The 12,466-nt window shown below is 36.5% G+C and carries 14 protein-coding genes; 13 read left to right on the top strand and 1 reads right to left on the bottom strand.

The features are described 5' to 3' along the window. Position 1: 1 nt before the first annotated feature. Genes spoIIIAE through B5P42_RS11705 form a run of 4 tightly spaced genes read left to right on the top strand, consistent with a single transcriptional unit; the run spans position 2 to position 3,143 of the window. The gene (gene spoIIIAE, locus B5P42_RS11690; RefSeq protein ID WP_002033983.1) at positions 2 to 1,174 is read left to right on the top strand and encodes a stage III sporulation protein AE; all 1,173 of its coding nucleotides are present in this window, start codon (positions 2 to 4) and stop codon (positions 1,172 to 1,174) included. A 12-nt stretch (positions 1,175 to 1,186) separates the two neighbouring features. Continuing rightward, positions 1,187 to 1,819 carry a stage III sporulation protein AF gene (gene spoIIIAF, locus B5P42_RS11695; RefSeq protein WP_002015059.1) on the top strand — a complete coding sequence of 211 codons (633 nt, stop codon included), beginning with the start codon at positions 1,187 to 1,189 and terminating at the stop codon, positions 1,817 to 1,819. Next, positions 1,809 to 2,471, top strand: a complete 663-nt coding sequence (gene spoIIIAG / locus B5P42_RS11700; RefSeq protein WP_002088572.1) for a stage III sporulation protein AG — start codon at positions 1,809 to 1,811, stop codon at positions 2,469 to 2,471. The genes spoIIIAF and spoIIIAG overlap by 11 nt, the downstream gene beginning before the upstream one ends. A 15-nt stretch (positions 2,472 to 2,486) precedes the next feature. Beyond that, positions 2,487 to 3,143, top strand: a complete 657-nt coding sequence (locus tag B5P42_RS11705; protein ID WP_002015062.1) for a SpoIIIAH-like family protein — start codon at positions 2,487 to 2,489, stop codon at positions 3,141 to 3,143. A 58-nt stretch (positions 3,144 to 3,201) separates the two neighbouring features. Here the strand turns inward: B5P42_RS11705 and B5P42_RS11710 are convergent, their stop codons facing one another. Beyond that, positions 3,202 to 3,399 (bottom strand): hypothetical protein, encoded by a 198-nt coding sequence (locus tag B5P42_RS11710; RefSeq protein WP_012261697.1) that lies wholly within the window; start codon positions 3,397 to 3,399, stop codon positions 3,202 to 3,204. A 470-nt stretch (positions 3,400 to 3,869) separates the two neighbouring features. Between B5P42_RS11710 and accB the strand changes: the two genes are divergently transcribed. The 9 genes from accB (at position 3,870) to dxs (ending at position 12,465) form a co-directional block, all read left to right on the top strand. Then, on the top strand, positions 3,870 to 4,358 hold the full coding sequence (gene accB / locus B5P42_RS11715; RefSeq protein WP_002192509.1) for an acetyl-CoA carboxylase biotin carboxyl carrier protein: 489 nt from the start codon (positions 3,870 to 3,872) through the stop codon (positions 4,356 to 4,358). Between the two features lie 16 nt (positions 4,359 to 4,374). Then, positions 4,375 to 5,727 carry an acetyl-CoA carboxylase biotin carboxylase subunit gene (gene accC / locus B5P42_RS11720; RefSeq protein WP_002015065.1) on the top strand — a complete coding sequence of 451 codons (1,353 nt, stop codon included), beginning with the start codon at positions 4,375 to 4,377 and terminating at the stop codon, positions 5,725 to 5,727. A 22-nt stretch (positions 5,728 to 5,749) separates the two neighbouring features. Continuing rightward, a complete protein-coding gene (locus B5P42_RS11725; RefSeq protein ID WP_000807630.1) occupies positions 5,750 to 6,142 on the top strand; it encodes an Asp23/Gls24 family envelope stress response protein in 393 nt (130 codons plus the stop codon). 348 nt (positions 6,143 to 6,490) lie between these two features. Continuing rightward, the gene (gene nusB, locus B5P42_RS11730) at positions 6,491 to 6,883 is read left to right on the top strand and encodes a N utilization substance protein NusB (RefSeq protein ID WP_002067080.1); all 393 of its coding nucleotides are present in this window, start codon (positions 6,491 to 6,493) and stop codon (positions 6,881 to 6,883) included. Positions 6,884 to 6,906: 23 nt separating this feature from the next. Then, positions 6,907 to 7,767 carry a bifunctional methylenetetrahydrofolate dehydrogenase/methenyltetrahydrofolate cyclohydrolase FolD gene (gene folD, locus B5P42_RS11735; protein WP_002067081.1) on the top strand — a complete coding sequence of 287 codons (861 nt, stop codon included), beginning with the start codon at positions 6,907 to 6,909 and terminating at the stop codon, positions 7,765 to 7,767. Positions 7,768 to 7,793: 26 nt separating this feature from the next. Then, positions 7,794 to 9,152 carry an exodeoxyribonuclease VII large subunit gene (gene xseA / locus B5P42_RS11740; RefSeq protein WP_002015068.1) on the top strand — a complete coding sequence of 453 codons (1,359 nt, stop codon included), beginning with the start codon at positions 7,794 to 7,796 and terminating at the stop codon, positions 9,150 to 9,152. Continuing rightward, on the top strand, positions 9,142 to 9,372 hold the full coding sequence (xseB, locus tag B5P42_RS11745; protein ID WP_000428422.1) for an exodeoxyribonuclease VII small subunit: 231 nt from the start codon (positions 9,142 to 9,144) through the stop codon (positions 9,370 to 9,372). Before xseA ends, xseB begins: the two co-directional genes overlap by 11 nt. Further along, the gene (gene ispA, locus B5P42_RS11750) at positions 9,372 to 10,265 is read left to right on the top strand and encodes a (2E,6E)-farnesyl diphosphate synthase (RefSeq protein WP_113734243.1); all 894 of its coding nucleotides are present in this window, start codon (positions 9,372 to 9,374) and stop codon (positions 10,263 to 10,265) included. Before xseB ends, ispA begins: the two co-directional genes overlap by 1 nt. A 307-nt stretch (positions 10,266 to 10,572) precedes the next feature. Continuing rightward, positions 10,573 to 12,465, top strand: a complete 1,893-nt coding sequence (gene dxs, locus B5P42_RS11755; RefSeq protein ID WP_002088566.1) for a 1-deoxy-D-xylulose-5-phosphate synthase — start codon at positions 10,573 to 10,575, stop codon at positions 12,463 to 12,465. The last annotated feature ends 1 nt before the right edge of the window (position 12,466 follow it).

Raw genomic sequence — 12,466 nt, forward strand, 5'->3', positions numbered from 1 at the left:
AATGTTGAGGAAGTTTGGAGCTAAGCTATTATTTGCTTGCTTCCTTTTCTTTTCTTTACCGATTGTTGTACAAGCTTCTCCTATAGAAACAAACGTCGTTGATCAACAATTGGATAAGCTCGGAATTGAAGATGTGAAGCAATTTTGGGACGGGCTTGTTACAAAGTATGGAGGCTATTTACCAGAGAGTCAAAAAGGAAGCTTTATGGAGTTTGTAAAGGGAGAAAAAGAGTTCTCCATAAAAGAGTGGATGATAGGTCTACTAAAATATTTATTTCATGAGCTTGTTGCAAATGGAAAGTTACTTGGAACGCTCATTATGCTCACGATTTTCAGTGCATTGTTGCAATCGTTGCAATCTGCTTTTTCAAAGAGTAGCGTGAGTAAAATCGCTGATGCAGTCGTATACATGGTACTTATTATTTTCGCTTTAAATAGTTTTTATGTCGTCATGACATATGCAAGAGAGACGATACAAACAATGGTAGATTTCATACTAGCGTTATTACCAATTTTACTCGCACTCATAGCAACAGGCGGCGGTGTTGTTTCTGTATCGTTTTTTCATCCGATTATCATTTTCTTAATGAATACGAGTGGGCTTCTTATGAACTATATCGTTCTACCACTTTTATTACTTGCAACTATATTAAGTATTGTAAGCACGATGAGTGATCAATATAAAGTTACGAAATTGTCCAAGCTTTTGCAAAACGTTAGTGTTGGGATTATTGGTATCTTTTTGACGGTTTTTTTAGGCGTATTATCTGTACAGGGAACAGCGTCAGCCGTTGCTGATGGTATAGCTGTGAAAACGGCCAAATTTGTAACAGGAAACTTCATTCCTGTAGTAGGAAGGATGTTTACTGAGGCGGCGGATACTGTTATTAGTGCATCTGGATTATTAAAAAACACAGTCGGAATTATCGGGCTCGTTATTTTATGCTTAATTGTCGCTTTCCCAGCGATTCAAATTTTTTGTATCGCGTTTATTTATAAATTCGCAGCAGCAGTATTGCAACCAGTAGGCGGAGGAGCAATTATTCAATGTTTAGATATCATTGGACGAAGTATCATTTACGTATTTGCTTGCTTAGCTATCGTATCATTTATGTTCTTTTTAAGTATCACAATTATTATTGCTGCCGGGAACATTACTCTCATGATGCGGTAGGAGGTGAAGAGTATGCAATTTGTTACAGAGTGGATTAGAAATATTATCGTTTTTTTACTCTTAGCGACAATGCTTCATCTTATTCTTCCAAATTCAAATTTGCAAAAGTACGTTAAATTCGTTGTAAGTCTATTGTTAGTCGTATTAATTTTAACGCCTCTATTTAAGTTGTTACAAACAGATGTAAATGAAGTTATCGCAAATTTCAATGAGGAAAAGTACGTAGCAGATGGATCTGTAAAAAATTCGATAGATTCGAAGAAAAAAGAAATACAAGCTCTAACACGTGCATATAGTTTAGAAGAGATGGCTACCAAAATGAAAAAAGACGTAGGAAAAGAGTTTGAGAAAAAGTATGGTATGACAGTCTCTGAAATACAAATAGTCGCAGTGGAACATGCAGAAGAAGTAAAGTCAGCGAAAGATATTCAATCTGTTGTTGTGACGTTGAAAGAAAAAGAACGTAGTAAAAATGATGCAATCGAAACAGTAAAGCCAATTGAAATTAATATGAAAGAACCTCCAAAAAAAATAGAAGAAACGAATGTAGAAATGAAAGATTTCTTTTCAAGCAGGTGGCAACTAGAGGATAAACAAATCCAAGTTCAGATGGAAGGGAGGACAGGTAGCGTAAATGGACAATAAAGATAAAAATTCGAGGTTCTCATTTTTTCGAAACCTATTAAATGGGGATGGAAAAGAAAGTAATGAGAAGGGGAAAAAGGTAACACCTAAGTTTTTGCTTGTCCTACTCATACTTGGGATTGCGCTTATGTTTTCTAGTAATTTCTTATCACCTAAAAAAGAAGAAGTGCCTGTGTTTAAAGAAAAGACAAGTCAAAGCCAAGATAAAGATGTACCAACTTTCGGTCAAAAAAACAATGATAATATGTCAAATGTAGAAAAATACGAAAAAGCGTATGAACAAGAATTGAAAGCTTCTTTAGAAGAGATAGCCGGAGTAAAAGATGTAACTATTAAAGTGAACTTAGATTCATCTGAAGAAAAAATACTCGAGAAAAATACAGTAAAACGTTCACAAACGACAGGTGAAACTGATAAAGCAGGCGGGAAAAGGGAAGTAGAAGACGAGTCTCTTGATGAAAAGACAGTCATTATACGTGAAGGTGATAAAGAAACTCCAATTGTTTTGCGAACAGAGAAACCGAAAGTACGAGGTGTTCTGGTCGTAGCAAAGGGAGTGGATAATATACAAATAAAAGCAATGGTAAAAGAAGCTGTGACGCGATTATTAGATGTACCAGCTCATCGCGTTTCAGTATCACCGAAAAATTGATAGGGAGGAAATAAAGTGTTAAAAAAACAAACGGTTTGGCTATTAACGATGTTAAGTTTAGTGGTTGTACTATCTGTTTATTACGTAACAACTCCTGATAAAATGAATACAGCAGCACCGGCAACGGGTGAAAAGATGGGACAAGAAAAGCAAGGTGTTGATAAAGCAGTTACAAAAGAAACAACGAAAGAAACTACAAATAAAGAGACAACAAAAGAAAATACAAGCAAGGAAACTACAAATAAAGAAACAGACAAAAAAGAGAATGACAAAAAAGAAACAAGTAAAAAAGAGGCTAGCGTAACAGTTCAATCAAGCGATGAGAATTTTACAGCGCTACGTATGCAAATGGAAGATCAGCGTAGTGTAGAGAAAGAAAAGTTACAAAATGTAATGAAGTCATCAAAATCTTCAGCAGAAGAAAAGAGTAAAGCGAAAGATAATCTTGATGCAATCACTACGATGGAAACGAAGCAACAATTACTTGAGACAGTGATTAAATCTCAAGGCGGATATAAGGATGCTCTTGTAAGAGCTGATGGAACGGACATTAAAGTAACAGTTAAATCGGCAAAGCATTCACAAAAAGAAGCGAATAAAATTATTCAGCTCGTAAGAAGTGAAGGTGGTTCAAAAGATGTAGGTGTGAAATTTGATCCATCAGTAAAATAAATTGAAATTATAATAGGTGTTGCTGCTTCAAATTAGATAAAAGAATAATAGAAAAAAGCTATCGTTTTCGATAGCTTTTTTCTATTTCATCTTTGCAGTTGTATTTAGTATTTTCAATTGGAAACGGGGAAATACGCTGTGAGTAAAAGATTAATGGTTCGTGATGATGGTGATTAGTTTTTCCAGATTTGACGTGAATGAAGAGGACCAATGTCCAAATCACTACGGCAGGCAAGAACAGGATGAGCCATATCATATGTCCGCACCTCACTACAATAAATTTGCTACACTTTGAACATACTATTCTTTTATGAAGGAAGAATGAACGGCGCGTAAACAAAAAATAATATTTGGTAAAAATATGTTTTTTTACCGTAGATAAAATGAAGAATGCTGAGGGAATTACGTTTTTACACTTTGCAGTTTTGAAAAAGTAAAGAATGTTTTTTAGGAAGTGGTCTTGCCAATTTTGTGTGAAACTTGGTATTATTACTAGGTAATAATTTTTTGGCGGAATAATATTTTTACAGGAGTTTCGATTTATAATAAAGAAATATAAATTGGAATGTTTAAAAAATTTAGCGTAAGATGGGAATAGTAAATATTTCTATTAGTAAATGTCATAGGAATAAATTTTCTAATAGAATACATCGTATTTTTACAGTAAATCAGTTTGATGCCAATCTGTAAAAACGGGACAAACAAGAGTATGGGAGTGGATTTTACATGTTTAAAATTCAAGAAGTTCGTGAATTAATTAAATTAATTGATAGCTCTAATATTGATGAATTTGAATACAAAAAAGACGGTACAGCAATCAAAATGAAAAAACGTGGTAATGAAGTTGTTGCTGTGCAAGCACCGGTAACGAAACAGGTAGTACAACCAGCAGCATCTGTTGAAGTAGAAACAGCAGTAGCGGCAGCGCAAGTAGAAGCGCCAAAACAAGAAGAGAAGACAGCTGTTCAAAATGAAAACCTACATAAAATCACATCACCGATGGTAGGGACATTTTATTCCTCTTCTTCGCCTGATACACCTCAATATGTAAGTGTTGGGGACAGAGTATCGAAAGATTCTATCGTATGTATTGTTGAGGCTATGAAATTATTTAACGAAATTGACGCAGATGTAGAGGGCGAAATTGTTGAAATTCTTGTTAATAACGGACAGCTTGTTGAGTATGGACAACCGCTATTTCTTGTAAAAGCGTAATAAGGGAGTCTTTGTGATGATAAAAAAAGTATTAATAGCCAATCGTGGGGAAATTGCTGTACGAATTATTCGTGCTTGTAAAGAAATGGATATTGAAACAGTTGCAATTTATTCAGAAGCAGACAAAGAGTCACTTCATGTGCAAATTGCAGATGAAGCGTATTGTGTTGGACCAACGATTTCAAAAGAAAGCTATTTAAATTTGACGAACATTATTAGTGTTGCGAAATTAACAGGTTGTGATGCAATTCATCCGGGATATGGATTTTTAGCAGAGAATGCAGATTTTGCAGAATTATGCCGTGAGTGTAACTTGATTTTTATCGGTCCAAGCCCAGAAGCCATTTCAAAGATGGGCACAAAAGACGTTGCACGTGATACAATGAAAGAAGCAGGGGTTCCGATTGTACCAGGTTCACAAGGGATTATTAAAAATACCGAAGAAGCGATCGAGCTTGCTAATCAACTTGGATATCCAGTTATCATTAAAGCGACTGCAGGTGGCGGCGGAAAAGGTATTCGTGTTGCGCGCCATGAAGAAGAGCTTGTAAAAGGAATTCAAATTACACAGCAAGAAGCCAGTACCGCTTTTGGGAACCCTGGTGTATACTTGGAGAAGTACGTTGAAGATTTCCGCCATGTTGAGATTCAAATAATGGCAGATACACATGGAAATGCCATTCATTTAGGAGAGCGTGATTGTACAATTCAGCGCCGTCTGCAAAAATTATTAGAAGAAAGTCCATCACCTGCACTTGATGAGAATATTCGCAAGCAAATGGGTGAGGCAGCAGTTAAAGCGGCGGTAGCGGTTGATTATACAGGTGCTGGTACGGTTGAGTTTATTTATGAATATAAAACGAAAAGCTTTTATTTCATGGAGATGAATACGAGAATCCAAGTTGAACATCCAGTTACTGAAATGGTAACAGGGATGGATTTAATTAAAGAACAAATTCTTGTTGCTTCTGGAGAAAAGTTATCGTTACAGCAAGAAGAAGTACAATTTAATGGTTGGGCAATGGAATGTCGAATTAATGCGGAAAACCCTGCCAAAAAATTTATGCCATCTCCAGGTAAAGTAGAAATGTACTTACCACCAGGCGGATTTGGTATTCGCGTCGATTCAGCTGTATATCCGGGATATTCAATACCACCTTTCTATGATTCGATGGTTGCTAAATTAATTGTTCACGGAAAAACACGTGAAGAGGCAATTGCAAAAATGAAGCGAGCGCTCAGTGAGTTTGTCATTGAAGGCGTACATACAACAATCCCGTTCCATTTGCAATTGCTAGAGCATCCTGATTTTGTAAAAGGTGAGTTTAACACGAAATTTTTGGAAGAGCATGAACTTGTGACGCAGTGATACATTAAAGGAGGTTTTTTTCATGGCTGAACATATGTTAGATATGGGTCAAGATACAACTCTTGGAAAAGTAGAAATTGCACCAGAAGTAATCGAAGTAATTGCAGGTATTGCAGCTGCTGAAGTAGAAGGTGTAGCGGCAATGCGTGGTAATTTTGCTACAGATGTTGTTGAGAAGTTAGGTAAGAAAAATCATGGTAAAGGTGTAAAGGTTGAATTAGCAAACGAAGATATTATTGTTGACCTTTATGTTGTGATGTATTTTGGTGTAGCGATTCCGGTTGTTGCACAAAAAATTCAAGACAATATTCGCCAAGCACTCTTTACAATGACAGGACTTGAGCCAAAAGAAGTGAACGTTCACATCGTTGGCGTAACATTCGAAACACAAAAAACAGAAATCGAACCAGTGTAAGAGTGGAAAAAGGTGCCTAGTAAAATAGGCATCTTTTTTATCGTTTCATTTCTTCACAAATTAAAACCCTCTAATTATTATACTATTTCAAAAAAAAAGAAAAATAAAACGGTATGTTTCATTTTTCCAAAAAACGTACATTGTGATAAGATATGGAACTTGAAGTTAATCTTTTTATTATTTTTCAGCCTTGTACCCCGTGTGTGAAACGATAAATTGTGTTATTATCATTGTATTATAAGGTTGGAAAATCAATGAAAACTGCAAGAGTAAGTGAATTGACGGCTTATAAATTATAATAATATAACAAAACATAAGGAAAGACTTGAAGTATAAAGGAGAGTTACAATGAAACGTAGGACGGCTAGAGAAAGAGCAATGCAAGCATTATACCAAATGGATATTACAGGTGAATTAGAACCGAAAGTAGCGGTGGAAAATACGCTAGATGAAGGCGAAGAAACAAATGAGTTTCTAGAATCACTTGTTGTAGGATTTGTAGACAACAAAGAAGAGATTGACGCAGCAATTCGTCAAAATTTAAAAAAGTGGAAGCTTGAGCGTATTAGTATTGTTGATCGCAGTATTTTACGTGTAGCTGTGTGTGAGATGAAATACATGGAAGAAATTCCGCACAATGTAACAATTAACGAAGCAATTGAAATCGCAAAAACATTTGGGGATGAGGAATCTCGTCGTTTTATTAACGGCGTTTTATCTAATATAAAAGATACACTGTAATTTCTTTAAGGGGGAAACTTAAAATGGTAGCAGTAATCATCAAAGGAAATGAAGTTGCGGAGAAAAAACGAGCACAATTAAAAGAAAAAGTTGTGAAGTTAAAAGAGCAAGGGATTGTACCAGGATTAGCAGTTATTTTAGTTGGAGAAGATCCAGCATCTCGTTCTTATGTAAAAGGAAAAGAAAAAGGCTGTGAGCAAGTAGGAATCTATTCAGAGCTAATTGAACTTCCTGAAACGATTACTGAGGAGCGTTTGCTTGCTGAAATCGATCGCTTAAATGGAGACGACCGCATTAATGGCATATTGGTACAATTACCTTTACCAAAACATATTGAAGAAAAAGCTATCATTGAAAGAATTTCACCGGAAAAGGATGTAGATGGATTTCACCCAATCAGCGTAGGACGTATGATGACGGGACAAGACACATTCCTTCCATGTACACCGCATGGCATTTTAGAATTAGTAAAAGAAACGAATCTTGATATTTCTGGAAAGCATGTTGTTGTAATTGGAAGAAGTAATATTGTTGGTAAACCAGTGGGGCAACTGTTTTTAAATGAAAATGCTACTGTCACATATTGTCATTCTAAGACGCAAAATATAAAAGAATTATCGAAGTTAGCTGATATTTTAATCGTAGCCGTTGGACGACCGAAAATGGTAACAGCTGACTATATTAAAGAGGGTGCGGTTGTAATTGATGTTGGTGTTAACCGTTTAGAAACAGGCAAACTTTGTGGTGATGTTGATTTTGACAATGTATTAGACGTTGCAGGTTACATTACGCCTGTGCCAAAAGGAGTCGGCCCAATGACTATTACAATGCTTCTTCACAACACTGTGGAGTCTGCAAAGCGTGCAGGTGTTGTTTGTCAATAATTTGAATCGGCTATGAGGAGAGAGAAATGGAGAAACAATATTTAACCGTTACAGCATTAACACGCTATATTAAAACAAAAATAGAGTATGATCCGCATTTACAGTCTGTTTGGTTAAAAGGAGAAATTTCCAACTTTAAATATCATAGTCGTGGTCATATGTATTTTACATTGAAAGATGAAAATGCAAGAATTGCAGCGGTTATGTTTGCGGGTCATAATCGTAACATTAAATTCAGACCGGAAAATGGAATGAAAGTACTTGTAAAAGGAAAGATTTCTGTTTATGAGGCGAGTGGTTCTTATCAAATTTATATTCAAGACATGCAGCCTGACGGAATTGGAAACTTGCATTTAGCTTATGAGCAATTAAAAGTTCGTTTAGAGGAAGAGGGCTTGTTTTCTCAAGTTTATAAAAAAATAATTCCTCCGTATGCTAAAACAATAGGTGTAATCACGTCGCCAACAGGAGCAGCAATTCGCGATATTATAACAACAATTAAACGTCGATATCCAATTGGAAATGTTATTGTGTTTCCTGTACTTGTACAAGGGGAGTCAGCAGCTCCCTCGATTGTACAAGCAATTCGTACAGCGAATGAAATGGGAGATATTGATGTTTTAATTGTTGGACGTGGTGGAGGCTCTATTGAAGAATTATGGGCCTTTAATGAGGAAGTAGTTGCAAGAGAAATTTTCACAAGTGAGATTCCGATTATTTCGGCTGTAGGCCATGAAACAGATTTTACAATCGCAGATTTTGTCGCGGATTTACGTGCACCAACACCGACTGCAGCAGCTGAGTTGGCGGTACCTAATACTATAGAGTTACAAGAAAAGGTATTACAAAGAACTCTGAGATTGCAAAGAGCAATGAGAGAGAGAGTACATAAAAAAGAAGAAAAACTGCAAGTGTTACAAAAATCTTATGCGTTCCGTTATCCAAGGCAAGTGTACGAGCAAAAAGAAGAGCAGTTAGACAGGGCTCTTGAACAACTTGTTTTAGCGAAAGAGCGTTATATAGATAAAAAAGTAAATCAATTAAAGCAACTTTCATTTTATTTAGAAAAGCACCACCCATCTCAAAAAATTATACAAACGAAAACGGCAATTGAAACGTTGCAAAAGCAGTTGCAACGTGAAATGCAAACATTACTTCAAACGAAGGAGTTCGTATTTGTGAGAGCGGCTCAAAAGCTTGAGGTATTAAGCCCGCTTAAAGTAATGATGAGAGGGTATGGGCTTGTATACGATGAAGAGAAACAAGTATTAAAAAGCGTGAAAGATGTTAGCCTTGGAGATGCTGTTTCGGTTCAATTACAAGATGGAATACTAGATTGTAGCGTATCAAGCATAGAGGAGCGTGAATTGAATAATGGAAAATAAGTTAAGCTTTGAAGAAGCAATTTCGCAGCTTGAGCATCTCGTTTCTAAGCTTGAACAAGGTGATGTACCTTTAGAGGAAGCAATTTCTTATTTTAAGGAAGGCATGGAATTATCTAAGCTTTGTGATGAGAAATTGAAAGATGTACAAGAACAAATGGCAGTTATCCTTGGGGAAGATGGAGAGCTTAAACCGTTTACTGCTTTAGGAGATGAGGCATAGTGACACATATAGCTTTTGATGCTTTTTTGAAAGAGAGTAAAACTTTCGTAGAAGAAAAGCTTGTAAGCTATGCAAATGAATTACAATGTCCAAATGTGCTTCGTGAAGCGATGGCATATTCTTTGGAAGCGGGTGGGAAACGTCTCCGCCCGTTACTTTTATTTGCAACGTTACAAGCGTTTGGGAAAGAAAGAAATCTTGGAGTGGGGGCAGCTTGTGCCCTTGAAATGATTCATACATATTCGTTAATTCATGATGATTTACCTTGTATGGATGATGATGATCTAAGACGAGGAAAGCCTACAAATCATAAAGTATTTGGTGAAGCAATGGCAGTTTTAGCGGGAGATGGTTTGTTGACATATGCTTTTCAAGTTATTATGGCATATGAGCAAAAAGAAATCTCTGCTGAAAAAAAAGTAAGACTTGTACTTGAGCTTGCGAAAGCAGCAGGACCTGAAGGAATGGCTGCTGGACAAGTGGCAGATATGGAAGCTGAAGGAAAACGACTTACAATTAATGAATTAGAGTACATTCATAATCATAAGACAGGTAAACTGCTTGAGTTTGCTGTACTTGCAGGAGCGATACTTTCTGATGCTACAGAAGAGCAAGAAGAGAAGTTACTTGCATTTGCGAAATATATCGGTCTAGCTTTCCAAATTAGAGATGATATTTTGGATGTAGAAGGAACAGAAGAAGAGATTGGAAAACCGATTGGTAGTGATGCTTCCAACGAGAAGAGCACATATACGACGTTATTTACTGTAGATAGAGCAAAATCTATTTTAGAGGAGAAAATTGCAAAAGCAAAAGATTCTATTAGCTCCTTACAATTACAAGATGAATATTTACTATCTATTTGTGATTTAATCGCAAAACGTAATAACTAATATAACAGCGTTTCCATTTGTTGAGTCATTCATCATTTTATGATATAAATGTAGGAAAGGTTTTTCTTTTCTTGTTATTGGCAAAAATATATGTAGATTACATTGCCGTTATCACTTCGTGTTAGCGGCTATTTTTTTCATCACGTAAAGAAATATGATGTATAATATGATAAGTGAAAAAATGGAAGTGTTTTCTGAAAGCAGGACAAGATAAAAAGAATAGAAAAGATAATTTCTTGTGTTGTGTAAATGTTTCTTATAATATTTGACATGTTGACAGATTATGAAATGAAAGTGAGTGATCCATGTGGATCTAACGCAAATTCAAAACCCTAGTTTTTTGAAAGATATGTCTATCAGTGAACTAGAGGGGTTGAGTGAGGATATTCGTAAGTTTTTAATTGAAGAGCTCTCTCAAACAGGTGGACATATTGCACCTAATTTAGGTGTAGTAGAACTCACAATTGCTCTGCATAAATTATTTGATAGTCCGAAAGATAAGTTTTTATGGGACGTAGGACATCAATCCTATGTACATAAAATTTTAACAGGGCGTGCGAAAGAATTCGGCACATTAAGGCAATACCAAGGTCTATGTGGTTTTCCAAAACGCTGCGAGAGTGAGCATGATGTTTGGGAAACTGGTCATAGTTCAACGTCGTTATCTGCTGCAATGGGAATGGCTCTAGCACGTGATTTAAAGAAAACGGAAGAATACGTTATACCAATCATTGGCGATGGTGCATTAACAGGCGGAATGGCTTTAGAGGCATTGAACCACATTGGGCATGAAAAAACGGACATGATTGTTATTTTGAATGACAATGAAATGTCAATTGCACCAAACGTCGGTGCACTTCATAATGTGCTTGGTCGTTTACGTACCGCAGGGAAGTACCATTGGGTAAAAGATGAACTAGAGTATATATTGAAGAAAATCCCAGCAGTCGGCGGGAAAGTTGCTGCGACAGCAGAGAAAATAAAAGATAGTCTAAAATATTTACTAGTATCAGGCGTCTTTTTTGAAGAATTAGGCTTTACATATTTAGGTCCGGTCGATGGGCATGATTATGAAAAGTTATTCGAAACGTTGCAATATGCAAAGAAAACAAAAGGCCCAGTACTTGTTCATGTTATTACGAAAAAAGGAAAAGGTTATAAACCAGCTGAAAGTGACGTTATTGGAACTTGGCATGGAACAGGATCGTATAAAATTGAGTCAGGTGACTTCGTTAAACCGAAAGAAGTTGCACCAGCATGGAGTGCTGTTGTTAGTGAAACAGTGCTTAAGCTAGCGAGAACGGATGAACGTATCGTTGCAATTACGCCTGCAATGCCTGTTGGATCGAAACTTGAGAAATTCCAAAAAGAATTTCCGGATCGCATGATTGATGTAGGTATTGCAGAGCAGCATGCTACAACAATGGCAGCTGGTATGGCAACACAAGGGATGAAGCCGTTCCTAGCAATTTATTCAACATTTTTACAAAGAGCATATGACCAAGTTGTTCATGATATTTGTCGCCAGAATTTAAATGTTTTCATTGGAATAGATCGCTCTGGATTAGTAGGAGCAGACGGTGAAACGCATCAAGGTGTATTTGACATCGCGTTTTTACGTCACTTGCCGAATATGGTGCTTATGATGCCGAAAGATGAAAATGAAGGTCAACATTTAGTATATACAGCGATGCAATACGAAGATGGACCGATTGCTTTACGTTATGCACGCGGAAATGGACTTGGCGTTCAAATGGATGAAGAATTAAAGGCGATTCCAATCGGTACATGGGAAACGTTAAAAGAAGGCACACAAGCAGCAATTTTAACGTTTGGTACGACAATCCCGATGGCAATGGAAGCAGCTGAGCGTCTTGAACAAGCTGGAGTATCAGTGAAAGTAGTGAATGCTCGCTTTATTAAGCCGATGGACGAAGCATATTTACATGAGCTTTTAGGGAAAAATATACCGATTTTAACGATTGAAGAGGCTTGTTTAATCGGTGGCTTTGGAACGGGAGTAGTTGAATTTGCTTCTGAGAACGGATACCATAGTGCTTTAATTGAACGAATGGGTATTCCTGATCGCTTCATAGAGCATGGTAGTGTAACAAAACTGTTAGAAGAAATTGGTTTAACAACAGATGCTGTTGTAGACCGTATTCATACAATGATTCCATCAAAACAAAAAAGGGCGTAAC

Origin of the sequence: Bacillus sp. SRB_331 (genome assembly GCF_003264175.1) — a bacterium.
GTDB classification, from domain to species: domain Bacteria; phylum Bacillota; class Bacilli; order Bacillales; family Bacillaceae_G; genus Bacillus_A; species Bacillus_A mycoides.

What these genes read in the sequence shown, in the direction of transcription:
- spoIIIAE (WP_002033983.1), top strand. Translation starts at nt 2, where the DNA reads ATGTTGAGGAAGTTTGGAGCTAAGCTATTATTTGCTTGCTTCCTTTTC.
- spoIIIAF (WP_002015059.1), top strand. Translation starts at nt 1,187, where the DNA reads ATGCAATTTGTTACAGAGTGGATTAGAAATATTATCGTTTTTTTACTC.
- spoIIIAG (WP_002088572.1), top strand. Translation starts at nt 1,809, where the DNA reads ATGGACAATAAAGATAAAAATTCGAGGTTCTCATTTTTTCGAAACCTA.
- B5P42_RS11710 (WP_012261697.1), bottom strand. Translation starts at nt 3,399, where the DNA reads ATGATATGGCTCATCCTGTTCTTGCCTGCCGTAGTGATTTGGACATTG.
- accB (WP_002192509.1), top strand. Translation starts at nt 3,870, where the DNA reads ATGTTTAAAATTCAAGAAGTTCGTGAATTAATTAAATTAATTGATAGC.
- accC (WP_002015065.1), top strand. Translation starts at nt 4,375, where the DNA reads ATGATAAAAAAAGTATTAATAGCCAATCGTGGGGAAATTGCTGTACGA.
- B5P42_RS11725 (WP_000807630.1), top strand. Translation starts at nt 5,750, where the DNA reads ATGGCTGAACATATGTTAGATATGGGTCAAGATACAACTCTTGGAAAA.
- nusB (WP_002067080.1), top strand. Translation starts at nt 6,491, where the DNA reads ATGAAACGTAGGACGGCTAGAGAAAGAGCAATGCAAGCATTATACCAA.
- folD (WP_002067081.1), top strand. Translation starts at nt 6,907, where the DNA reads ATGGTAGCAGTAATCATCAAAGGAAATGAAGTTGCGGAGAAAAAACGA.
- xseA (WP_002015068.1), top strand. Translation starts at nt 7,794, where the DNA reads ATGGAGAAACAATATTTAACCGTTACAGCATTAACACGCTATATTAAA.
- xseB (WP_000428422.1), top strand. Translation starts at nt 9,142, where the DNA reads ATGGAAAATAAGTTAAGCTTTGAAGAAGCAATTTCGCAGCTTGAGCAT.